General features: G+C 43.8%; 20 protein-coding genes and 2 riboswitches. All 20 genes read right to left on the bottom strand.

Annotated elements, in window-relative coordinates; genetic code table 11:
- Positions 1-36: 36 nt before the first annotated feature.
- Positions 37-216, bottom strand: a riboswitch (cobalamin riboswitch).
- A gap of 177 nt (positions 217-393) precedes the next feature.
- Positions 394-1,812, bottom strand: coding sequence for a glycoside hydrolase family 18 protein (locus tag DESOR_RS13420; RefSeq protein ID WP_014185130.1), 1,419 nt, complete (start codon positions 1,810-1,812; stop codon positions 394-396).
- A gap of 189 nt (positions 1,813-2,001) precedes the next feature.
- Positions 2,002-2,217 carry a hypothetical protein gene (locus tag DESOR_RS13415; RefSeq protein WP_014185129.1) on the bottom strand — a complete coding sequence of 72 codons (216 nt, stop codon included), beginning with the start codon at positions 2,215-2,217 and terminating at the stop codon, positions 2,002-2,004.
- Positions 2,210-3,385: an ArsA family ATPase gene (locus tag DESOR_RS13410; RefSeq protein ID WP_014185128.1), complete on the bottom strand. Its 1,176-nt coding sequence runs from the start codon at positions 3,383-3,385 to the stop codon at positions 2,210-2,212. The genes DESOR_RS13415 and DESOR_RS13410 overlap by 8 nt, the downstream gene beginning before the upstream one ends.
- 182 nt (positions 3,386-3,567) lie before the next feature.
- Positions 3,568-4,047, bottom strand: coding sequence for a MarR family winged helix-turn-helix transcriptional regulator (locus DESOR_RS13405; RefSeq protein WP_014185127.1), 480 nt, complete (start codon positions 4,045-4,047; stop codon positions 3,568-3,570).
- Between the two features lie 179 nt (positions 4,048-4,226).
- A complete protein-coding gene (locus DESOR_RS13400) occupies positions 4,227-4,859 on the bottom strand; it encodes a type 1 glutamine amidotransferase family protein (RefSeq protein WP_014185126.1) in 633 nt (210 codons plus the stop codon).
- Between the two features lie 76 nt (positions 4,860-4,935).
- Positions 4,936-5,898 carry a helix-turn-helix transcriptional regulator gene (locus DESOR_RS13395; protein WP_014185125.1) on the bottom strand — a complete coding sequence of 321 codons (963 nt, stop codon included), beginning with the start codon at positions 5,896-5,898 and terminating at the stop codon, positions 4,936-4,938.
- The gene (locus tag DESOR_RS30840) at positions 5,891-6,052 is read right to left on the bottom strand and encodes a recombinase family protein (protein WP_158309036.1); all 162 of its coding nucleotides are present in this window, start codon (positions 6,050-6,052) and stop codon (positions 5,891-5,893) included. Before DESOR_RS30840 ends, DESOR_RS13395 begins: the two co-directional genes overlap by 8 nt.
- Positions 6,053-6,315: 263 nt before the next feature.
- Positions 6,316-7,440: a cobalt-precorrin-5B (C(1))-methyltransferase CbiD gene (cbiD, locus tag DESOR_RS13390; protein WP_014185124.1), complete on the bottom strand. Its 1,125-nt coding sequence runs from the start codon at positions 7,438-7,440 to the stop codon at positions 6,316-6,318.
- Between the two features lie 68 nt (positions 7,441-7,508).
- Positions 7,509-8,318, bottom strand: a complete 810-nt coding sequence (locus DESOR_RS13385; RefSeq protein WP_014185123.1) for an energy-coupling factor transporter transmembrane component T family protein — start codon at positions 8,316-8,318, stop codon at positions 7,509-7,511.
- On the bottom strand, positions 8,312-10,135 hold the full coding sequence (locus DESOR_RS13380) for an ABC transporter ATP-binding protein (RefSeq protein ID WP_014185122.1): 1,824 nt from the start codon (positions 10,133-10,135) through the stop codon (positions 8,312-8,314). Before DESOR_RS13380 ends, DESOR_RS13385 begins: the two co-directional genes overlap by 7 nt.
- A gap of 17 nt (positions 10,136-10,152) precedes the next feature.
- Positions 10,153-10,665 carry an ECF transporter S component gene (locus DESOR_RS13375; protein ID WP_014185121.1) on the bottom strand — a complete coding sequence of 171 codons (513 nt, stop codon included), beginning with the start codon at positions 10,663-10,665 and terminating at the stop codon, positions 10,153-10,155.
- Positions 10,666-10,700: 35 nt separating this feature from the next.
- Positions 10,701-11,447 carry a hypothetical protein gene (locus DESOR_RS13370; RefSeq protein ID WP_014185120.1) on the bottom strand — a complete coding sequence of 249 codons (747 nt, stop codon included), beginning with the start codon at positions 11,445-11,447 and terminating at the stop codon, positions 10,701-10,703.
- 92 nt (positions 11,448-11,539) lie between these two features.
- Positions 11,540-11,715: riboswitch (cobalamin riboswitch) on the bottom strand.
- Between the two features lie 61 nt (positions 11,716-11,776).
- Positions 11,777-13,741 carry a hydantoinase/oxoprolinase family protein gene (locus DESOR_RS13365; protein WP_014185119.1) on the bottom strand — a complete coding sequence of 655 codons (1,965 nt, stop codon included), beginning with the start codon at positions 13,739-13,741 and terminating at the stop codon, positions 11,777-11,779.
- 311 nt (positions 13,742-14,052) lie between these two features.
- Complete coding sequence (locus DESOR_RS13360) at positions 14,053-15,465, bottom strand: trimethylamine methyltransferase family protein (protein ID WP_014185118.1); 1,413 nt, start codon at positions 15,463-15,465, stop codon at positions 14,053-14,055.
- A 183-nt stretch (positions 15,466-15,648) separates the two neighbouring features.
- A complete protein-coding gene (locus DESOR_RS13355) occupies positions 15,649-17,214 on the bottom strand; it encodes a BCCT family transporter (protein WP_014185117.1) in 1,566 nt (521 codons plus the stop codon).
- Between the two features lie 488 nt (positions 17,215-17,702).
- A complete protein-coding gene (locus DESOR_RS13350) occupies positions 17,703-19,520 on the bottom strand; it encodes a sigma-54 interaction domain-containing protein (protein WP_014185116.1) in 1,818 nt (605 codons plus the stop codon).
- Positions 19,513-20,823, bottom strand: coding sequence for a glycine/betaine/sarcosine/D-proline family reductase selenoprotein B (locus DESOR_RS13340; RefSeq protein WP_081468509.1), 1,311 nt, complete (start codon positions 20,821-20,823; stop codon positions 19,513-19,515). The genes DESOR_RS13350 and DESOR_RS13340 overlap by 8 nt, the downstream gene beginning before the upstream one ends.
- A 23-nt stretch (positions 20,824-20,846) precedes the next feature.
- Positions 20,847-22,133, bottom strand: coding sequence for a glycine/sarcosine/betaine reductase component B subunit (locus tag DESOR_RS13335; protein WP_014185113.1), 1,287 nt, complete (start codon positions 22,131-22,133; stop codon positions 20,847-20,849).
- Between the two features lie 38 nt (positions 22,134-22,171).
- Positions 22,172-22,540 carry a GrdX family protein gene (locus DESOR_RS13330; protein ID WP_014185112.1) on the bottom strand — a complete coding sequence of 123 codons (369 nt, stop codon included), beginning with the start codon at positions 22,538-22,540 and terminating at the stop codon, positions 22,172-22,174.
- A 33-nt stretch (positions 22,541-22,573) separates the two neighbouring features.
- A complete protein-coding gene (gene grdD, locus DESOR_RS13325) occupies positions 22,574-23,734 on the bottom strand; it encodes a glycine/sarcosine/betaine reductase complex component C subunit alpha (RefSeq protein WP_014185111.1) in 1,161 nt (386 codons plus the stop codon).
- Positions 23,735-23,740 lie beyond the last annotated feature (6 nt).

Raw genomic sequence — 23,740 nt, 5'->3', positions numbered from 1 at the left:
CTAAAATAAACACACACATTCCCTATCGCTCGTAGGTTTGTGATCTTACTTAAGACAGGTTTCCTGGCTTCAGATCATCATTCTCTTGCCTTTCCCAAAATTCAAGCAAGGGATTGGGCAGAGAACTCCTTGTTCACAGTGGCGGGACCGCGCCGGATTTTCACCGGCTTCCCCTATTACCCTCTAACAGAGGGAACCTTAAGTATATCGCTATTAAATTCACGAGAATTGTTTTCGACGGATGATGATTTATTCTATAAGTATATACTAAATTCCTCTTTTTCAAAATAACTTATCAAAAACTTAATTGCCAAATGCGAATATAATGTAAATAACTTCATTTCTGACAAAATGAATGCTGCTATTCTTTTAAGTTTGAATTCAAGACAAGATTTAATGCTTCTTAATAATATCAAAATTTGCTTCAAGAAGTTCCCAATTTTGCGTAAAAGGATAACCCAGTACCCAATAACTGATACCACGCAAATTATATTCCTTAACTGTATCAAACTTTGCTTGAGCACTGCGGGCATCTTCAAACCATACCTCGTGGTTAACGCCCCTTTCGTCCACGTACCGGTAAAAAGGAGATTCTGCAACACTATCATACTGGATGGCAGCCTTGTATTTTAGAGCTCGGCTGACAGCTTCCTGATGGCTGAAAGTTTCAGCCACCTGCCCCTGGATATGGGGAACCACCCAATCACGGGCGTAAATTTGGAAGCCAAAGAAAATTTTATTCTTGGGAATCTCACTGACAGCATAGTCTAAAACACCCTTAATCTGATTTAAAGGAGATATGGCCTGGGGAGGACCGGCTCGATAACCCCATTCATAGGTCATGAGAATAACAAAGTCTGCTATGCGCCCATGAGCTGCATAATCATGAGCCTCATAAAGCAAGCCTTTTTGACCGGCATTAAGTTTGGGAGCTAGGGCAGTTGAGACGAAAAACCCCTCTGGATGCAGCCGTTCCACAGCATATTGTATGAAATGATTGTATAATTCTCGATCACCCTGATACACATTCTCAAAGTCAATATTCAGTCCCCGATACCCCTTCGATTTCATCACGTTTATGATGTTATCCAACAATAAGGTCTGTAAAGCAGGGTCGACAAGGATTGTATGAGCTATATCCGAGCCTTTTTGGATTGATGTAAAATTCGAGATACACATCATGGGCAGGACATTTTCTGACAAAGCTGTTTTGATTGCCGCCTCGTCGTTCAACTGATTAAGGCCACCATCAGACCGAATTCCGTATGCAAATGGACTAATGTAGGTTAACTCTTGGCCAACTTCCCGGACAAGAGCATTTTCCTCCTGACCCTCAGCATAAGTGTAGGCATTAACTTCAATCCGAGGTTTCACTGCTGGAATCCTTATGCTGGTTCCCGGATAAATGAGATTAGGGTTGCTGATCTTATTGAGATCTGCCAAAGCCTGAACAGTAGTATTATTCTTTTGAGCAATCTGCCAAAGGGTTTCACCAGGTTTAATGGTGTAATTAACCGCTACGGTGGGAATTCTTAATAATAATCCCGGATAGATCAGGGAAGGATTCGTTATTTTGTTCCTCTGCACTAAAGCATCAACCGTTGTCTTATATCTCTGAGCAATCTTCCAAAGAGTATCTCCCGCCATGACAGTATAATATCCATCAGATGCCGGTATGACGATAGACTGCCCTATGACAAGATGATTTGCGTCCCTGAGATCATTTAATCTCATGATTTCTTGAATACTAATGTTATAAGTACCCGAGATTTGGGATAAAGTCTCACCCTCCCGCACAATATGGATTTCCATTAAAAGTCCTCCTTCACGTGTGGAACAGAAATTTCATTATTATACTGTATTTAGTTTTATGTTTAATTGTTCACATTCATAGTTTTAGTTCTCTTTTATAATACAAAAGGGACAGGCACGATACAGATAAACACATCATCTTGCCTGTCCCTTAATTTGAACTTAAACAATAGCAGCAGCAGCAAAACATCATTCTACATCAATTGTCCTCAGTCCACCCGTCTTATCAGTCTCTCCAACTGGTGTTTTCTCAACGAACTCTTTGCTGATATCATAAAGAGTCTGCATCAGCTGGCCTTCCAGACCTTTGATAGGTTTTTGAATGGTCTCCGGCAATCTCTCCACGACCTTATGAACTAAGGAAAATTTGAAGTTAACCAACTGTTTAAGGATTTCTTCACTCATTGCTGACACCTCCAAAGCGAACTTTCAAAATTTCATCTTCAAATTTTGCCCCTTGTACAGTCAAACTTTGCAGAGTTCTAGGCAAGGTAATGGTTCGCTTAATGTTTCCCACCCTGACAATCAACTCATCCCCCTTTTGGTTTAGGGAGAGATCCTTTTTTGTGGTGAAAGGCATATAGATTTCCATAACGTACCCATTATTGTCTTTGCTGATTTTCTGGGTCCGAGCATTGTACTTAATATCCGCGGGCTCTTCACCTTTAAAGATCTCCTCACCCATTCTCTCCAGCATCTCTAACCCCACAATTTCTTGTTCAAAGAGAGGTACATAATAGATGGGCAGCGGGGAAAAACTGTCTCTGATCATTTCCTGATACTTTTTCTGGATATCCTTCCAGAGGGAAAAATACTCATCCGATATATTATTGGGAATAATCCTATTCACGACAACTGCATCCACATTAAAGTCATAAATATTCAAATAGGTGAAACTGCGCTGAGCTTCTTTAACAACCATCTTTTCCGGGTTGACAACAATGCGAATACTTGTGATCTCACGATCGGAAAAAACCTGTCGCATCTCATCCAGCTCATGGTAGATGTTTTCAATTTCTTCCATCACTGAATCTGTAGGCAGAGGAATACCGAGAATGGGTTCCGCCACCGGTTTCATAAATTTCACTGCTTTTCTCTTAATAGGAAAGAGTTTATCCATCCACCAGCGCAGCATTTCCGGGAAACTGAGTAAGGCTAAGGTCTCACCTGTCGGCGCACAATCAATGATAATAACATCAAAGGTCTTTTCTTTATAATACTTCAAAATTCTCAGGAGACTCAGCAAATCCTCCATGCCGGGAAACACAGTTAACTCTTCCGTGGTAATGTCTTTAATAGTTTTAGCCGTAAATAAGGTGGTTAAATACTTTTGTACTTGACCCCATCCTTTTTCAACCTCATGAACAGAATCAATTTCTTGGGCCCAGAGATTGGGACGAATCTCTTGAGGCTCAGGTGACAGCTTGATATCCAATGAGTCTCCCAGGCTGTGGGCTCTGTCCGTACTGACAACCAGGGTTTTTTGACCTTTTTTCGCGCTTTGCAAAGCTGTTGAAGCTGCAATACTTGTTTTACCCACGCCGCCTTTACCAGTATATAAAATAATTCTCATGATGATTCCCTCCTAAATTGTGATCAAATTGATTTTATTTCATAATAGGTATTATCTTCGAGGCGAATAGTACTTTATCCGAAGTATTTTTTAAAAATATCTTCTTCCTCCATATACCAACATTTCAGGGGGGCCTAATTAAAGGCATACATCAGCATCTGGATAAAGAAGTTTATGATAGCTTAGTCAATGGGTATTGTTCGTAAGAATTGATCCTTCTCACGGTCTTCAGCGACAAGATCTTTGCGGCTCAGTTCATTAACGATCTTCATGATAATCTTGAAAAGAACTTGCCGTTCCTCGGCGGATAATAGAGTATTAATTCTTTCCAGATAAGACTCAAGGGTTGCTTTAAGCTCTCTCATCATGGTTTTGCCCTTATCCGTCAGTTGAATGGTGACAATTCGCCGGTCCTCATCGCTCCTTTCTCTTTGCAGATAGCCGCATTTAACTAAGCGATTAACGAGCCCTGTGGTGGTGCTAAGAGGAGCGTTAAGATAATCCGAGATCTGACTCATGATCACCTCTCCGTGTCTGTCAACAATCAGCATGGCCAAAAGTTCAGTCTTGGAGACACTCAGATCTAACTGAATCCATTCTTCAGGGAAAAATACTTTCTTTAAATTGTCCAATACGAAATCTAAAACCTTCTCCTGCCCCATGATTGACCCCCAGTAATTATTACCTCAAAAGAATACTTCGTCATAAGAACTATTCTGGCTATAAAATAACTCATTCTATGTATTTTGTCAAGTTATATTCAAAAACCATGCTTTGACATCGTCTAAAGCATGGTAATTATTTAAACTAATATAAAATCTGCTAAGTTGATTTTTTTAGCTCATCTATTTATTGAATTCATTAACTGGAAGAAGTATTCAGGTTTGTGAGTCTTATTTAGGTTATACCATGAATGTAATGTATCTGGTGCAAATACATCTAATTTTTTCAGTACTTCCATCGCAAATTCCAGAGGAGCTACTCCTGATGCAGTAACCAAATTCTCACCAGATACCGCAGGTCCCATCTCATAAAATTTTTCTCCTTTATAATTAGGACAAACCATTTTAATATACTCTAAGTTATTGCTTGTATGCTTTCTAGAATCTAGGTATCCCATATTCGCAAGGGCCTCAGTTGCACCACAAATTGCAGCAACAATAGTGCCGAGCTTTAAGGCTTCGCCAATTTTTTTCATGATTGGTTGATGAATAACTTCTCCCCAAGTATTCCCTCCAGGCAAAACTAAAAGATCTTTACTCTCAAGAGTACACTCATCAAGGGAAATATCTGGTTTTATGCTCAGTCCCCCCATCGTAGTAATAATTTCTTTATTAGCTCCTACTGTAACTACTTTTAAAGGTGCTATATCTTTTTTGAAATATCTCCCTGTGTTTAGTTCGGCAATTAAATATCCATATTCCCAGTCTGACATTGTGTTAAATACATATAGATAAACTTTTTTTGTTTGCATCCAATAACACTCCCAATCACAATTGATATAGCCAATTATAATATAACTTCCCTGACAGCTAGCGTCAGGGAAGTTATCATACTTGATGAAATTTTATTAATTCCGATAGAACTTCAATAAGTCTTTTCTTTAGACTTAATGGCTCAATAACTTGAATAGATTTACCGTATGGTAAAAGTAAATAAGGTACATATGTATGTATCATATCCTTTTCAAGAAGAAATACTGCTTGATTTGAAGTCCGTTCTTGTAAATAATGTCCTAAAAACCAATGTTGGCAAATATCTCCCAACGTCCTTGTATTCCCATTAATAACTAAAGAAGTAATCCCTTCCTTATCTTCTATAGTAGGAAGGAGGTTTTTCATAAAAAAGTCACGTGCTGAAAAATTTTCTGGCCGGTTAAACTTATTTTCGGTTAGCATTAGACTTTCAATTCGATCTACTCTAAAACTACGGATATCATTCCTAAGATGACAAAATCCAATCACATACCACTTATTATTCCAATAGATAATTCTGTACGGATCGACCAATCTATAATTAAATTGCTTTTCGCCACTTTTATGGTAAAGAATTTTTACTGAGTACCGGTCAGCTACGGCCTGCTCCAACTCCTTCAAAAAAGGTTCCATAGAGAGTGAACTTAATCGACTTATTACTTCAAGACTAGTTAAATGTTGGTTTATCTTTATTTCCTGCTCTTGATTTGAGTATTTACTTAGTTTTGAAATGGCCCTATTTAGTGCTTCACCTCCATAATATCCGGCTTCTTCTGCAAAAACAGCAGCGTGAAATAGTGAAGTTTGCTCCTCAAAATCAAAAAAAAGAGGAGCCTCAATAAAATTGTTCAATAAAGTGTATCCACCGTTATGTCCTGGTTCTGAAATTATAGGAACGCCACTTGTTGAAATTGTATCAATATAACGATACACAGTCCTTATATTCATCTCTAACTTTTCTGAAATTTGTTTTGCAGTAATTTTTTCACCTGAACGAAGCATCCATAGAATTGCTAACATATTGTCAATTTTAGGCATATAATTCCACCTCTATATGGAATTTATTTTCTATATAATGAGGCCCTAGACACATTTGTAATTTCCGTATGTTATCGATTAATTCAAATAAATCTTGTGTACTACGAGTAATCCGAGTTAAGTCCGCAACATAAATGATGTCACCTTCTACCATATGTCACCTTTAGGCTGGGAACATTTTAATTTACTAGGAGAATACCATTTTAATTCGGAGAAAGTGATCTCATTAGATTCTTTAAGACCACTAAAACTTTCTTAACGTTGTTAAAAATGAAGGAATCGTCTTGAAAATGGGCTTAGCGTTGTAAATCCGCATTTTCCTGACGGTACCCTTATATTAAAAATTTGCCGTTTTTGAAATCCACTCAGCTAGTGTCGTAAATTTCAAAAACGGCAATTTTTTTACACCGGAGGCTTTCAGTCAACCGCCCAAGTCCAACCTTGTTCTTTCACCATTTTTTGAGCCTTAATATCCCAACCCACCGGCCGGCCGTCCAACAAGGTCATAATTGTTCCAACCCTCAGCTTTCCAAAGACGAAAGCTTGCGCCCGTTCACTGGCCAAGTGAGCTAAATGATGCAGCAGTTTTTGTTCTCCCATATGCAAAAGTTCAGTGGCCGCCCCTTCCGTGGTTGGAAACTCAGCCAAATGTTTTAAGGTCTCCATACTAAGTCCGGATAATGCGGCATGGGCCAGCAAAACTTCCATTCGAGCATCGGCAACCCGGTTATGAGTATGGAATATCCCTCCGGAGACTTTAATGAGCTTGCCGACATGACCTAAGAGAATAACCTCCTCAATTCCCCGGTAGGCAGCTTCTTCCAGCATATAGCCCACAAAATTACTCATTTGAATAATCGCTTCAGCCGGGACTTTAAAGCCTTCTGTCGCTACTCGGAAGCCATAGTGTCCTGGGGTAAGGACTATGGATCGGTGTCCATAGGCTACTGCCTGGTCCAACTCAGGGAGGATGGATGTTTTAAAGGCCTCTTCAGACATGGGGCGAACTATTCCGCTCGTTCCCAAGATAGAGATTCCTCCCACTACCCCCAGTCTTGGATTGAGGGTGCGCTGAGCAGTGGTTTCTCCGGCGGGTACTTCAATGATTATTTCTATTTCTTCTGCCGGGAAAACCTCCCGCACCGCCTCCATGATCATCCTTCTGGGTACAGGATTAATAGCACTTTCCCCGACGGGCATAGCCAAACCTTTTTTAGTAACCTTGCCAACACCCTGCCCACCCTGGATGCCCACCTCTCCTAAAGGAGAAACATAACGGGCAATGGCCTGAATCTCCAGACCATGAGTAATATCCGCATCATCGCCTCCATCTTTAAGAATGCAGGCCCTGGCTTCCGGATACCCCTTCTCCCAACTGTGGATAGGCATGGTCAGACGGGCCGAGCTGGGCAGTGGAATCTCCACCTTATCAGCTAAGTTCTCCCCCTTAAGAAGCAGGCATGCTGCTTTAGCTGCGCCGGCAGCACAGCTTCCAGTAGTATATCCTTCTCGCCAATTATGTCGATCCTTATCTCTTGCCATTGTTTCTCTCCCATCAATCAATGCGATGTAAAATACTCATGAAAATTTCAGAGGCAAGAACAATACCTCTATAACACCCCTAACTTGAATCCAAAGCGAAGATAAAATGCCGCTCCAAGTGTCAGAAGAATCAGAGCTATTGCCCAATAATCTCTTGATGTAAAGGTAAGATCCTTCATGGTAGTCCAAGTTCTCGTCAAGCCATACCCTCGATTAAGCATGGCCATGGATAAGGAATTGGCCATCATAATGGAGTTAATAAACATAGGGATCATAATCGGCAGATAAGAACGAATAGCACCTATGATTCCCTTCTCGTTAAATCGGGTACCCCGCGCTTTTTGTGCTTCAATTATTTGGCGGCGCTTTTTATCTAAAGTAGGAATAAAGCGTATAGCCATTGTCAGCATCATGGATACCTCAGCGGGAACTTTCATTTTTTGAAAGAATTGAGTAAATTCCTCCATGGAAGTGGTTAAGGTTAAAACCGATGAAGCAATCATCATATTAATCAGGCGGAGAATAAAGGTTGTCCCCATCAAAAATCCCCCCACGGTAGCCCCTAAATGGTTTCCCGGCAGAGCATAAAAGAGAATTGTTTGACTGGCAGCCCGATCAAAGCGCTCCGGTGCAAAGGTAAACCCTGTGATTAGAATAATCGATATAATGATGGGAATCAAGGGAAAGAGCATTCCCCAGATTTTTTTCAAGGGTATTTTTATCCATGCAGCCAACAATCCTGTCAATAAGACAATCCCTAATTGAAACATAGGAGACTGAAAAAGAAATGAAATAATCATAAGACCTAAGAAGCCGAGCATTTTAGTCCGCACGTCCAGGCGATGAATTAAGGTATCCCCCGGCAAGTATTCTAGCATTTTGTCTGCTCCCTGCTTTCAAACATTGCTGTAAATTCACTGGGTTCAATATAGGTTTGCTGCCCCAGAATATCCTTCAGTTGGGCTGAGAGTCTGCACATTTGGGGAGGAACAAGGGCAGATTGGGACAAAACCCCTTCGTTGGCAAAAACCTCTTGAGGACTGCCATCTAATGAAATCTTCCCGTCTTGCATAACAATAACCCGCTTGGCATATTGAGCCACTAAATCCATGTCATGACTGATCATAACGATGGTCGTTCCTGCAGAATGAAGCTTATGGATTAACGCCATCATCCTTTGAATTCCTGCCCAGTCTGAACCTGTGGTCGGCTCGTCAATAATCAATAGTTTCGGTCTCAAAACCAGGACAGAAGCTACCGCAATCATTTGCCGCTCTCCTTTGCCCAGACTGAAAGGATGAACACTGCGGCAGTGTTCCAAACCGGTATACTTCAGGACTTCATCCACCCGCTCATGGATTTCCCTGCCTTTATAGCCTGCATTTTTAAGGCCGAATTCCAATTCTTTCTCCACCGTCGTGGAGAAAATCTGATGATCAGGATTCTGAAAAACGTAACCGATGGTTTTGGCCAATTCAGGGGTATCATATTTTAAGGTATTCATACCTTCAACAATAACCTCTCCGGCGGCGGGTTTCAGCAGCCCATTAAAATGCTTAGCCAAAGTGGTTTTGCCCGCCCCGTTTTGCCCGATTAAGGCTACGAATTCTCCTGATTGAATCTTCAGATTGATTCCCCTTAAAGCTGGACGCCCGGAACTGTAACTGTAGGATAAATCCTTTACTTCAACTGCAATGCCCTTCTCAAAAATAGTCTGATCCAGATTTAACTTCGATCCATGTACTTGATTTTGGTCTTGAACTTGCAAACACTTGTGTCCATATTTTGGCCAAAGCTTTCTAATTAAAGCTGCCGCAGATGGGATATCCAAAGGGATGTCTGCAAAATTAATCCAGCCTTTTTTATAGAAATCCCATCCTATCTCACTGACCGGAAGGGGTCTAATACCCCATTGAGGCAACAGGGGCAGATCGCGAAAGAGTTCCTCCGGAACTCCTCGCCACACCAATTCTCCTTGATGCAGGACAATTACCTCATCTGCCTTAGTGATTAATTCTTCAGCGGCGTGGTCAACGAGTAAAATTGTTAAATCATCTTGCCGCCGCAAAACATCCAAGGTATTGTAAATTTCTGACCGGCCAATGGGATCCAGTTCAGAAGTCGGTTCATCTAGGACTAAGATTTTCGGCTCCATAGCCAAGACCCCGGCGATAGCCAGGCGCTGTTTTTCACCGCCGGATAATTCTTCGGTTAACCGCTGGTTATAGCCTGCTAGGCGAACAGCCGCCAGGGCTTGATTGGTTCTCCGCTTAATTTCATCAGGAGGTACCAAACAATTGCGGGGGCCGAAAGCCGTATCTTCTTCTACACTTCGGCCTATGATTTGAGTCTCCGGGTCCTGGAGCACCAGTCCCAGTACTTTAGACAGAGACTGGACGGCGGTTTTCCCCACATCCTTCCCGGCGACTCGAACCTGACCGGATAGTTTTCCCTCCAAAAGCTGGGGAATTAAGCCATTAAGGCATAAGCTTAAGGTTGTTTTGCCGGCCCCAGTAGAACCCATGATGGCCAGGAATTTTCCTTTTTCCACAGTGAGGGTGACATTTTTCAAGCTTTGTTCTGCAGTATTGGCATAAGCATAGCTGAGATTTTTTATTACAATAGCTTTTTCTAAATTTTTTTCAAGACCTATATCTTTTTCTGAAGCTTTATCTGAGTTATATAAGGACTTCAAGATGTTCACCTCAAGCTTTAAATGAGCCGGCTTCCTTTAATTGCTTTATATGCCACTGCGGAAATAATCACGTTTAAAGCAGCCCCGACAACGAGGAAAGGCAGCAGTCCCAAAACTCCGCCCATACCCATCATAGGAAGCATGGCAAAAGCAGATACCACGCCATTAAGGATAATTCCAACGATAACTGCGGGAATTAAGCCGATTTTTTGATTCACCCAGCGATACGCCGCAGCCCACAAGGCCATTTGTAATGCGATATATAAATGTACAGGAATCGTCATGGGAAAGCCGGTGACAGCTGCCGTCAGCATATGTCCAAAAGCAATGACGATAGCTCCAGTCAGCCCGCCAAAGGCTAAGGCACTAAAAAACCCCGGGGCTGAATCCATACCAATTGTTCCCACGGGACTGGGAATCTTAATCAAGGCTCCTACTGCACTTAAAGCAATAAAAATGGCCATGATTGAAAGTCTCTTTACGTTCCAAGCTGATAACCTTAACTCTTTTTCTGTACTTAAATCTTCCATTATAAAAACCCTCCCTCATAATCTAAAAATGACTCCTAATTTCTTATCAACTGACCTATTTTCGTTAAAAGCAATCCAAAACTGCTTATATCCTTCTCATCGATAATCTCATATGAAGAAAAAATAAGGCATGTGGACGGACCCGCAGATTTTCCCAAGTCAAGAACACAGTCAGGATCCCCTTGGAATTGAGTCTGGACAGAGGCTGCCAGCTGTTCAGCTTCTAATTGTATTCCTCTGGAACCAACAGGAATGATGTCATGGACACTTCTGTAGTCTAATAGAGCACGAAAGGCTTTGACATTGATGATTTCCGGGTCTTCCGGATCAGTAAGTTCAGCTCCGACTTTCGGAAGTCCCAAACAATAGACGTAGTCTCCAAGCTGAGAAGTGCCAATACGCAATTCTTCTTTTTCAGCTACTCCAATGACACTGACTCCAAAGCCGGTTTGCCGGGTCGGCATATTTTTCTCTGTACTGATAACCATGGGCAAAGTTTCTAACCCGGCCAAAGTCAGTTCATTCTTCACCCCCTCTAATAGTTCCTCGCCTGTAGGAGAAGGCTCATTGGCAATCACTGCAGTCAGCATTTGCGGTACAGCACCTGTGGACAATACTTCCAAAAGTGCCACTCTCGCCGTCAGCTTCCCCGTAATAAACCAAGAAATCTTATACTCATCCAGATCCTTCATACCAATGGCTCCGCATGAATCACAAGCAGCCACTAAGCATTGTTTCTCATTGATGGAAACAACCTCCACATCCCGGCCATAGTACCCCAAGGATTATCTACCCCCTTTCAAATAACAAAAAGTCCACAGTCAATTCTCTTTCACAAAGGAATAAAGAACTGACCATGAACTTTGCCATTATCCATGATGCTACATTACAGGCAGGTCTCCTGACTTAGAATCATCGACACTATGCGCCTTCCCAGTTTCCCAGTGGCATATGCATAGGTCTCCTCCATACAGTGGTGGGTCCGTCCGGGATTTTCACCCAGTTCCCTATTCACCCAAATCAATGGGCACCTATAACAAAAAATCTATTGATTTAATGGTAGTTTAATACAAGATGTACCGGATTACAAGGACTTTTTTATTTTAAACCCCTATCTGCTTTCCCAAGTGGGATGCCCGATGGCTGTAATCTCAATTCTTGTCTCCAGAAAAACCCCATTTTTCCCAACTGCAGCTTGACTAATCACCCGTTCTTTCTCGACGATTAGCTCAGGATTGGGGACGCCCCCGCGCCGGGCCCTTTCTAAAGCGGTCCCTTCCCCCATCTTTGCCGCTATTTTTTCCGCCTCTTCCAGGTCTTTATAGAGTTCCCGGCTCCAAGGAGTATGCACTGCAAAGCCCCCGTCTTCCACAGGCTTGATCAGAATGTGAATGACTTCCACTACCTGACCGGCAGCCGCTCCTATAGCATTTGCTACTTCAGCATGAGGGGGTATCAGGACCGGAGTATTCAGGGAATCTCCTACCGCCGGCAGATAGCCCGTTGCCGGAGCCCCTAAAGCGATAATAGGATAGTCTAAGGTTATATTGGTCGTGAAGCCTGGGCTTGGGTTTCTATGGAGGAGATAATCCAAGAGAAAGTTCACACCTTTTTCTGTATTCAGATCCAGGTTTAAACCTTTTCGATATACAAAACTCTGTAAAACCGTCATACAAAGACCGGCGTGAATCTCATTTAATATTTTCTCCGAGAATTCCGCCTGCCCCAAGCGCAGCTGACGAGCCAGAATCTTTGCACCGGCCCGAGCAGCCTCAACGCTGTAAGAAGTAAACTTATTTGCCGCATGCAGCACATCCGTAGGAGTAAAGGAGCTCCTCCCTATCACTTCTGCCTGCTCCAGACCTTTGAGAGGCAAAAGGTTAGGGTCCCGCCTCAAAATATCAGCCAAGGTAAAAATATTATGGGCACTCTCTTCCAGAGCAAGGATTATGCTCCATTCCGTTTCATTCCACTGCTCCTGAGAGTCAGGTTTCTTCAGGAGCATAAAACAATCTGCCGGCTGCAGTTCCATAAGCTGGGCATCATAGTGTACCTTTTGCAGTTCCTCGATCAAATTAGCATACTTATCCGCTGTCACTGACAATGGCCAGACTCTCCTGGGACCAATGAGGGGTTTTCTGTCCTTGGATACTTGAATGTAGCTGTCACCCCCTAGGCCAAAGGTACTGATTTCCGCTGCTTCAACCCGTGTCTTCCAGCCTCCTACCGTCGCTCCTTCCCTGTTCATCCGGGGACGTCCTTTTTCCAGGATGGCGATATCCGTGGTTGTTCCTCCCATATCCAAGGCCAGAGCCGAGTCCCTCCCGGTCAAAAATACCGCCCCGACAATACTGGCTGCCGGACCTGACAAAATAGTTTCGATGGGCTTTTCCCTGGTCAAGGTTTCACTCATCAGGGAACCGTCCCCTTTGACGATCATCAAAGGAGCACTAATTCTCTTTTCCTTAAGAACCTCTTTCACAGCAGCCAGAAGTCCGGCAATAACCGGCAATAGCCGAGCGTTCAGGCAGGCGGTTACTGTCCGTTCATAATAGCCCAGAACCGTAGTCAGCTGATGGGCGCAGACAATAGGCACATCCCAAAGCTCTTGGATTATTTGCTGGGCAGCTTGTTCATGCTCAGGATTGCGAATACTAAGATAGCTGGAAATGGCAATGGTATCCACCCGCCCGTGCATATCTTTCACTGCTCTGCGGACAGCCTCCAAATCAAGGTCTGAAACAGGCATCCCGGTAATATCATGCCCGCCACTGACCACAGCAACCTGCTGGGCGGGGAGTTCACCACTGGCTTCATGCCCAATAAGGATTAAACCCACCCGGCAGCCCCGGCCCTCAACAATGGCATTAGTTGCCAAAGTTGTGGACAAAGCCGCCAGGCGAACCTGATGGGGATCCAATTCTCCCATATTCTCAATACAGTTACGAATACCTATGGATAAATCCTCACGTGTTGTAAAGGCCTTGGCTTTTTTCCTGACTTCCTTAGTGTCCAGATCAATCAGCACCCCGTCTGTAAAGGTACCGCCGGTATCAATCCCTAAAATTAAAGACATTATTAGTCACCCCATTCCCCTTGGATCACATTTAGTGCTCTTTTTTAGGTATTTCAGCGTATGTTTTGCCAATAAAATTAAACTCATTGATAATAGTTAATGAGAAGAATATCAATAGATTTAATATTCTGAGATCTACAATAGTACTCACCTTTTTCATTATAGTAAAAACTTCATCCTCTAAATAGGAATATCTTGTCAAAATAATCATAAACAGAGCTTGCCAACGAAAAGTTATACTTTCGGATTAGTACAAGAAAAGACTGCTCAAACCAACACAATGGGCTTGAGCAGTCTTTTCTTGTACTATTTTAAATTCCAGCCATTTCTTTCAGTTTTTGTTCCACAGATTTTTCTAAGTAGGGTATCTCGTAATTTTCAATAATTTCATGGACGCGCTGTTCAGCCTGGGTAAGCATGGACACGAGACCATTCATTTTCCATTGATCATAGGTTTCCCGGTTTGATAAGGCCGGTGTCCAAAACTCTTTGCGGAAATTCTGATAAGTATGATCCGCCGTTAAGAATTGTCCTCCCGGACCCACTTCATTAACCAGTTGAACGGCTAAATCTTCAGCTTCAAATTTTGTTCCTCTCAGGAAGCGCCTGACCATACTGCAAATTTCATCATCTATAATAAACTTTTCCATAGAGAAAGACATATAGGACTCTAAAATTCCTGCCGCATGCAGAACAAAGTCCACCCCTGCCATTCCGGCGACCTGGAGATTCATCATGCTTTCATAAGCAGCCTGAGGATCTAAAGTCTTACTGTCTGTCACACACCCTCCTGCTCTGCAGGGCAATCCATAGGAGTGAGCAATTTGTACAGCTGCTGCAATAATCCAGGCTCCTTCCGGCGCACCAATGCTTAATGATCCGTTCCGCATCTCGGTAATGGAGGATGCTGAACCATAAACCACAGGAGTCCCCTCGCGAATGGTTTGGGCCAGGGTAATTCCCGCCAGTACTTCAGCATTTTGCAGAGCCAAAGTCCCGGCCAAAGTAGTAGGTGCAGTAGCCCCGGCCATTCCTAACGAGGCAATGATCACCGGCTGTCCTGCTTCAGCATAGGCTATCAAGGCCCCAACCATCCTTTCATCCAGCATCAACGGGGTGATTGTATTGATTAAACTTATCATGACAGGCTGTTTGGGAATTCCCTGATCACTGTCCATAATCATGCCTGCCATTTTCAAGGAATCCTTGGCATGCTCTTCGCCGGTTGCACTGCCCATAAAGGGTTTATCCGAGTTAACTATACAAGCATACAACATGGCATTGTGCCTGTTTTTCTCCGGTATATCACTGGGTTCAACCAGCACCCCTCCAGAGACCCCCATATTAGAACTTGAGCCGGAAAGTTTAGCAATATTGACAAAATCAACAAAGGTCGCTTTCCGTCTTTCGCCCGAGGCTAAAGTGACATAGGGTGCTCCGTAACCCGGAGCAAAGACAGGTTCTTCTTGACCAATGGTTATGTTACAGTTGGGATTTCTGGCATAAATGGTAAACTGACGAGGAGCTTTAGCTATTGCCTCCATAACCAGTTTAGGCGGAAAAAAAACACGTGCTCCGTCAACTTTTGCTCCCGCCCTTTGTAAAACCTCCCGGGCATAAGCATGATCAATATTAACTCCCGTTCGTTCCAGGAGTGCAAGACTGGCTGTTTTAACCTTTTCAATTTCTTCCGGGGACAGGGTTGTAAGAATTGGTTTAGACATTTGAATTCACCTTCCTTTAAGAACTGAAACAAAGACCCAACACCTTCATGTGCAGGTCTTTGTTTCACTAAGGTTCAAACAGATTCAAACCCTCGACTGAGATACGTAATGCAGATTTCGTGTTTTGAGGTGTGTTTGGCTGACTATTATTTACTTTCTTAGTGCCTGCAGGAAAATACCCTATTATCCTCTTGCCGCTTCCCTATCTGCCATAGCAGCACCTTTGGCCGATTTTTTAGGAGGGGCAAATTCTCCATTAAAGGACTTAAACATACAGTAGATAATCCCGCAAATGATCAGCATAAAAGGAAATGCCGACAAAATTGATGATGCCTTCAAGGCGGCAATCCCGCCGGATGCTACCAGCGCAGCTGTCACTGCTCCTTCAATAACCCCCCAGAACACTTTTAATCCGGTATCCGGTTCAAGATCGCCACCGGAAGAATACATGCCAATACAGAAGGTAGCTGAGTCAGCCGAGGTAATAAAGAAGGTAGCAATTAAGGCTGTTGCCACAATGGCAAAGACATGGCCGCCGGGGAGATTGCTTAAGGTAATAAACAAAGCACTGGTCATATCTTTGCTGACTGCTTCGCCAATTCCCCCAGCTCCAAAGAGATCAATATGAATCGCCGTTGAACCAAAAATACCCAGCCAGAGAATACTTAACAGTACCGGGGCAATTAATACACCAAGAACGAATTCTCTGACAGTACGACCCTTGGAAATTCTGGCAATAAATCCACCGACAAATGGACCCCAGGATATCCACCAGGCCCAGTAGAATACCGTCCAGCCTCCTACCCAATCGTAACCGGCCTGCTTGGCATATACTCCATTAGGATCGGCATAAAAGCTTAACCAGGCAATATTTTGCAGGTAATCACCTGTTGCTGATACAATAGAATTTAAAATATACAAGGTAGGACCGGCAACTAGCATGAACACCATCAGAATTCCCATGAGGGACATGTTAATATTGCTCAACCAGAGAATCCCTCTTTTAATTCCAGTTACTGCCGAAATTATGAACAAGCAGGTAACAACAGCAATAATCACAACAGTTACGCTATTTTCAACAGTGATCCCGATCAAATAATTTAAACCCCCGTTAATTTGCATAGCGCCAAAACCCAAGGATGTTGCTACACCGGCGATAGAAGCTATGACCGCGAAGACGTCAATGGCTTTAGCCAACCCGCCATTTAAATTATTTCTTCCTAAGACTGGTTCAAAAATAGAACTGATTCTAGCCGGCAGGTCTTTTCTGAATCCTGCATAAGCCAGGGCCATACCGGTTATGGCGTAGATGGACCAGGGATGCAGTCCCCAGTGAAAAATAGTTTGTCTTAAGGACCATTGAGCAGTTGCAGCTGTATTCGGTTCCCCTACTGGAGGAGCAACAAAATAGGACATGGGCTCGGCAATGCTCCAGAAAATCAAGCCAATCCCCATGGCGGCACTGAAAAGCATCGCAAACCAGCTAAAAGTGGAATATTCAGGTTCATCATCGTCTTTGCCTAATTTGATTTTTCCATATTTACTAAAAGCAAGGATAAAGCAGACAAGGACAAAGATACTTACCAGGGTTAGGTATAACCAGCCAAAGGTAGTATTAATAAAGGTCAAAGCTGCGTTAATGGCATTTCCCGCAGCTTCCGGCATGGCAGCCATCCAGGCGATAAAAACTAAACAGATTAAAGCAGAAGGATAAAATACTTTCTTGTCTAATTTTTTTAAGAAATCCACCGAATTACCTCCTTTAACTAGCAATAAAAAAGACGCTGGAAAACCCGCTCTTGTGGATTAGTCTCTCCCCCTTTCCATCATTAAAGTTCCGCAAATCATCATTGAATTGCTAACGAACAATATTTTATTTTCTGAATTTTTAATATATTGCAATTAGCATGCCAATCTTGGCAACTAAATATATACTCTTATCAATTTTCAAGTATTGTTATTATGCGAATTCCGGTCTCTAAATTATCTTAAGATTAAAAATCCTGTCAAAATCAGTAGTTTCAGGTTCATAGCTTATTGTTTGGCAATTTATCAAGGTTATCTTAATATTAAAATATTATTTGGCAAAAAGGAAAAGCTTTTCAGACAGACTATCTAAGTCCTATCCAAAAAGCTTTTGAGTCTATATGTTGTCTCAATATAAGAAGATAAACAATAATATTTTTTCTCAAACCCTTGTGCTTCAAGTCTTTTCAGGTTTCTCAAATTAGGATTTGCTATTTCGCTTTGGGAATTTTTGCGTTGAGCCCCAGTTCTTTAATTTTCCTGTAGAAGGTAGACCTGCTCATACCCAGGCTTTCCGCGGCCTTCTCTTTGGCTTGGCGAGTATTGCCAAACTTCTTCAAGGCACCCTCAATGGCGCTTTTCTCCAGCTCGGCCAGAGTGAGGGGAGCCTCCCCAGTTGTCAAACCGGGATTCTGTTTAAAGTAATCATTGACTCGGTTTGACAAAAAGGAGCTGTCAATAACGTTACTGGTGGCAATATTTACGGCATATTCTACAGCATTCTCCAGTTCTCTGACATTCCCCTGCCAGGGATAAGCCAGCATTTTTCGCTGGACTTCCTGGGTAAATCCCGTGATTTGTTTGCCCAAAATCAAATTGTATTTATCTAAGAAATGATGGAGAAGCAGGATTAAATCTTCTTTTCGTTCCCGCAGGGGCGGGATATAAAAAGGAATAACACTTAACCTGTAAAAGAGATCGCTGCGGAATTCCTTTTTTTCAATCATTTCTTCCAAATTACAGTTGGTTGCCGCAATAATGCGGACATCAATCCAAACAGGCTTTACACCGCCAATGCGTTCAATTTTAACCTCCTGCAATACCCGCAGCAATTTTACCTGGAGATGCATAGGCATGTCGCCGATTTCATCGAGAAAGATGGTCCCGCCATTGGCCAGCTCAAATTTTCCCGGTTTCCCTCCCCGGCTGGCTCCTGTAAAAGCCCCTTCTTCATAGCCAAAGAGTTCGCTTTCTAAGAGATTTTCCGGAATAGCACCACAATTAATGGCTACAAAGGGGCCGTTCTTGCGATGACTTTCTTCGTGTATGGCCCGGGCAAATAACTCTTTGCCCGTTCCGCTCTCCCCGGTAATTAAGATGGTGGAATCCGTGGCAGCAACCAGCTGCATTTTTTGCTTGAGGGTGGTCATCGCTTTGCTGGTTCCCAGTATTCCATCCAAAGAATACTTGCGATCTTCTCTGATGATTCTCCCTGCCAGCTTCCTCATTTCCCCTATACTCCGGAAGGATATCACCAAACCAATAATTTGCTGATCCTTTTGAATAGGAGTAATGGTACTGATAAAATGACACTGTTCGTCCTTGTTTTTATACCTAATCTCTTGTTCAGCATATTGCTGGCCGAATTTCAAGACTTTGGGCACGGAAAACTCCGGGAAAATCTCATTGATGTGCTGTCCGCTCATTTGCTTGGTAATATTTAATAGCTTTTCAGCGGACTTATTCATGTGGGTTATATAACCTTTATGGTCAATAGCTATGATTCCCTCAACAATGGAATTAATCACCGCACTAAATTGATTGGCCATGATGGAGAGCCGGATGTTCATTTCATTTACGTCAATTTTACTGCTGGTCAAAGCTGCTAATTTACTTAGAAAATCCTCTAATTTACCTCGATTATCTAAGAGCTGGGTTTTCTCTGCTTCACTAAAGGCAAAAATTGAAATGGTCCCGATAACTTTTTCGTTTAACATAATCGGCGAAAGTATGGCTGCCTTGAGTTGGCAAATGCTTTTTTGACTGCAATCCTTACAAATCTGATGTTTAATCGGCTCGTCATCCAAGACAAAATTACAACCCTTGTGAATGATTTGTTCTGTGATGCATTCTTTTCCATAGACAAAACCTATTTCACTCTGATATTTTCCCGTTCCGGCAATAACCTCCAGGTTACTGTCAATAATCACAACCTCAAATTCGATGACTGCGGCAATCACTTCCGCAATTTGCTGAATATAGGATTGGTTGATTTTTAATTCCGACAGGGTTATCCTCCTTTTACTCAAAGTGAGTTGGTCCGGAGACTTCGGCAGTCAGGGCATCCAAAGCTCTTTTGACCATTTCCCTCCTTAGAGTGTGTTCATCTTCCTTGTTAAGGTTGGGATTCCCTACGGGATAAGGAATGGCAACGGTAGGGACAATTCGATTAGCTCCCACGGATTCACTGATTGTAGCAATAGTCGCCATGTGAATAATCGGGATTCCATATCGTTCGATTTCTTTAACCATCGTTGCGCCGCAACGTGTACAAGTCCCTCATGTGGAGGTTAAAATCACACCGTCCACTCCGGCGGCCAGCAGTTCCCTTCCAATTTGTGCTCCGAATTCCACGGATTTGTTAACCGCCGTACCTGTTCCGGTGGTTGTATAGAACCATTCAAAGACACTGCCAATATATCCTTCTGCTTCAAACTCCTTGAGAATATCCAAAGGAGCCACCCGATCCGGGATTTCATTAGCATAGACAGGATCATAACCGCCATGGGTGGTATAAAAGTCAGGAGCATCCAGAGCCTTCCTGTCAGCCACATTGTATTTTCCCCATTTTTGAGCACTGGCGGACTGAATTCTGTCCGGATTACCTTCCGGTACGATTCCCCCCGAAGTGCATAAGGCAATGGTGGCCGTGCTTAAATCTTTGATAGGTTGGGCTGGAGCAACTACATCAAAGACCGGCATGGGCATTTCCGTTGTAAAGGGCTGGCCTTTTAAGCGGGCGATCAGCATTTCCACAGCTCTTTGTGAACCTCTTTTCTCCACCGTCAGAGTCTTTCTCATTCCCTGGGGAATGTAACCCTCTTCTTCAGGAGAATCCACTTCCAGGCGGTTACCTAATTTTCGGGCCAGAACCGCCATAGTTGGTAAGGCCTTGCGCATTCCCCCTGCCGAATCACTGGTCCTGACCACATAAGCCAAAGCCTTGCAGCTGTCCAAACCGGGGTTTTCCTGATACATACCGGTAATTGCAGGGATATTAAGTTCTTGGACAACCGCCTTAGCAAGTTCTCCGCAAGCCACACCATACCGTCCGGCATTAAAAGCCGGACCGGCAATAAAGACATCCGGAGCTGCCTCCTTGACCATGCCTAGGATCGTTCCCAGAGCGTCCCTTGTGTTTTCATTGAAGAAATTATCTCCGCAGATGATGGTTCCGACAACGGTTCCTTCTCCCTTGAGAAGCCCCTCAAAGCCTAAAGCCGGACCTATTTTTTCCGGTCTGAACTCAGGGGGCATGCCCGCCTTGTCTTCGCCGCCGATTTGACCAAAAAACTGGTTGACGTAGTAGAGGACCTTAAATTGATCAGACATCGATTATCCTCCTTTCACTTGATTTAATAGAGCCTGCAGGTTACATTGTGGAATCCGATTTCTGAAGTAGCACCAATCACAGCATTTAATTCACACATGAAGGAGCCGTCCTCCTGGCTGGAACCTTCCCATCCCCCGGCCAGTACGGCAATGGCTTCAAGGCTGCCGATCACTTTGTCCGCAGGCTCCAAGGTAACCACATGACTGACATTGCCCCCTGAAACCACTGCTACTGCCTCAGCCGCCGTGTCCGCCAAAGGCTGAGACATGCCGTCTCTCCCCGCACATTCATCCGTAATCAGTACGGTTTTAATCCCGGATTTTTCACATTTCTTGCAGATCATCAAAAGGTCCGAATCCGGGTTGCCATAACCTTCTTCTGAGACAACTACAGCATCGGCACCCAGCATTTTAGCCAGCTTTACTGTGTAATCCGAAGCGCGCAGCTTCCCGGCCAGGGTGGTATGCTCAGGGACCATAATCACCCCTAAAAAGTTGATTTCCTTACCGTGTTGGGCATAGAGATCATAGATCACTGAGTTGTTTTGATGCTGGTAGGTGGTAATTTTATCGCAGGCTGCTACACAGTTGCCGCTGATTACCGCATTGTCCAGTTCCTCGTTGGCATGGAGCAAGGCCGGAAGAATCCCCGCTTCATTAACTCCGTAAATATAGGTGTCGTGAAGCAATCCTTGGGTGATATTCATCTCGGCGTAGAGAACCTTCGGCAGATCAGGATATTTAGCAGCTTCTTCAAAAACACTGCCCATTTCAAAGGTCAGGATTTCGTCGGGAACTGCATCTTTCCCGGCTAAACCGATATATTCCGCTGCCCGCAAACCCGCCATCCTCACGGTTTCTTCATGAGTATGAGGATCCAAACCATCTGCTGCTTTGATATCAACGGTTAAATTTAAGGTTCTGGAAAAAGGGGTCCACTTGGCACCCTCCCCCCACATATCCACGACGCCTTCCTGAAAGCCTACGATATCCCCTACCGTCACTACGGCAGCGCCATACAAAACGTGGGTTCTTCCTTCCCCGCATTGCGCTTGTTTGCTGGTCACACCGGGAAAACCATTCTGCCCTCCTTCAACTTTAACCCGAGGTTCAATCACGTCTTTCACCGGAATAATGCGAATTTTTTCACCGGGTTTAGCCACATCCAGGTGAACCTCTTTGATTCGTTCATCCTCTTTCAGTTTGCTGATCAAGCCTTCCTGGTCAATGGTCAAAACACCGTCCTCAAGCGAAGTCTCACCACCCAATTGAATATCATGAATATAAATCCGTCCGATTTCCAGTTTCAAAACCGTCACCTCCTCCTAAAATTATCCCTTGCTAAATCTCATAACAACACCGGTTGTTCAAGTAAGGCGGATTCTATCAGGATGAGATCAATCATCTGATAATCATCCCCGGCCACGGTCTCTTTATTCCGGAAGGCCATATGGCGCGTGTATTTAAGAATACTGTCCTCAATAATTTCCACCGACAACTGATCTGCTCTTGCGGACTTTTTTCCTAAAACGATGGAGCGAAAGGGGGAGAAAATGATCCGAATACTGGCCCCTAAGGGGTGACTGATTAATTCATAGCCCTGATGGACTAAATCCCGGACTTTAATCAATACTTCCTCCACAGAGCCATCGACAAAAAGCACATTATTCCTTTGTTCTGCCACCGCGGGATTATTGGTTACAATTAAATTTTTCATAAAACACCCACCTCGGAGAAGTAAATTCTGTTTTTACAGATACCCCTTTTCCTTTAATAAGCCAAAGGCTTTTTCTTTATCTTCCGGTGCAATCATAACGATGGGGCCGGTACAGCCCATACCGCATTCCGCATAGATATTGGCTTTCCATAACACCTGAACAGCATCTTCCAGCTCGATCACTTCCACCCCGGGCAAAGATTCAGTCACCGGTTTTTTGGCCGGCGGGACAGCCTCCTCTGCCCTTTTCATGGGCAAGGCAGGGCAACTGAGGGACTCCAACAGCTTATCCCAGCCTGCTGCTTTGACAGCAGCCCATTCAGCTTTGATTCTGGCCGGTAAATTTCCTTTGGCACAATCAGCAGCATATTTGAGGGCACCGGCAATGACCGGAGCACCTGAAGCCCTGGAGACAATTCCAATTATACGGTCATAATCTTCACCCACTCCCGGGCCGTAACCCCAGCCGGAAGCTTCGTAATTTCCTCCTGTGCCGGAGGCAGAAAACACCTTCATAATTAGGTTGCCTGTGAGGCTATCCATAACCATAATGTCCGGCACCCCTATTAATAAGTCATTCCCTCTCATGATAATACCGCCGTCAGCCCGCAAGGATTCAGCAAAATTAATAGGGTAGCCGCCCTCTTTTAGCTTTTGCAAAGCCCTTTCCACCTGCCGGGCACCATCAATATTTAAGATGCCCACGGTTGGATTAGGAATTTGACAGGCTTTTGCTGCGGCGATACCGTAAACCGTATTCCTAAGCATAGCTGTAACCCGTTCCGTGGCAGCAATTCCGGTGGTAGTGGCCACGAACATGCTCTTTCCTTTACTGGGAGTGATGACTCTCCCTACTGTGGAAACCCCAATAGGAAAATTGTAATGCATAGTTACCGCAGCATCTAAACCACCCTGGGCCAGCATTTCCTCCATAACAGCTTGAGCCTCTTTTTCGTCTCCGGCTGAGACAATTTCTAAACTAGTTGCCCCTCCATCGCCAATAATCACCACTTCCAAATCCGGATTCTGCTCCATAGCCAGTTCTGCACCCCGGACAAGTTCCTGCGGCCCGTGTTCACTGCCGATAATTGTCAAACCCACTCTGGTTTTCTTGCCTATCATACCTGTTTCTATTGCCTGAGCCATTTCTTCAAAAACTTCCGAAATCGTGCGTTTAATAGGATTATTGCCCATCTTTTC

The sequence above is a fragment of the Desulfosporosinus orientis DSM 765 genome, from assembly GCF_000235605.1.
GTDB lineage: Bacteria > Bacillota > Desulfitobacteriia > Desulfitobacteriales > Desulfitobacteriaceae > Desulfosporosinus > Desulfosporosinus orientis.
This window is presented reverse-complemented; position numbering and strand designations above follow the sequence as displayed.

Coding starts and splice junctions, on each gene's coding strand:
- DESOR_RS13420 (WP_014185130.1), bottom strand. CDS start 1,812: ATGGAAATCCATATTGTGCGGGAGGGTGAGACTTTATCCCAAATCTCG.
- DESOR_RS13415 (WP_014185129.1), bottom strand. CDS start 2,217: ATGAGTGAAGAAATCCTTAAACAGTTGGTTAACTTCAAATTTTCCTTA.
- DESOR_RS13410 (WP_014185128.1), bottom strand. CDS start 3,385: ATGAGAATTATTTTATATACTGGTAAAGGCGGCGTGGGTAAAACAAGT.
- DESOR_RS13405 (WP_014185127.1), bottom strand. CDS start 4,047: ATGGGGCAGGAGAAGGTTTTAGATTTCGTATTGGACAATTTAAAGAAA.
- DESOR_RS13400 (WP_014185126.1), bottom strand. CDS start 4,859: ATGCAAACAAAAAAAGTTTATCTATATGTATTTAACACAATGTCAGAC.
- DESOR_RS13395 (WP_014185125.1), bottom strand. CDS start 5,898: ATGCCTAAAATTGACAATATGTTAGCAATTCTATGGATGCTTCGTTCA.
- DESOR_RS30840 (WP_158309036.1), bottom strand. CDS start 6,052: ATGGTAGAAGGTGACATCATTTATGTTGCGGACTTAACTCGGATTACT.
- cbiD (WP_014185124.1), bottom strand. CDS start 7,440: ATGGCAAGAGATAAGGATCGACATAATTGGCGAGAAGGATATACTACT.
- DESOR_RS13385 (WP_014185123.1), bottom strand. CDS start 8,318: ATGCTAGAATACTTGCCGGGGGATACCTTAATTCATCGCCTGGACGTG.
- DESOR_RS13375 (WP_014185121.1), bottom strand. CDS start 10,665: ATGGAAGATTTAAGTACAGAAAAAGAGTTAAGGTTATCAGCTTGGAAC.
- DESOR_RS13365 (WP_014185119.1), bottom strand. CDS start 13,741: ATGTCTTTAATTTTAGGGATTGATACCGGCGGTACCTTTACAGACGGG.
- DESOR_RS13360 (WP_014185118.1), bottom strand. CDS start 15,465: ATGTCTAAACCAATTCTTACAACCCTGTCCCCGGAAGAAATTGAAAAG.
- DESOR_RS13330 (WP_014185112.1), bottom strand. CDS start 22,540: ATGAAAAATTTAATTGTAACCAATAATCCCGCGGTGGCAGAACAAAGG.
- grdD (WP_014185111.1), bottom strand. CDS start 23,734: ATGGGCAATAATCCTATTAAACGCACGATTTCGGAAGTTTTTGAAGAA.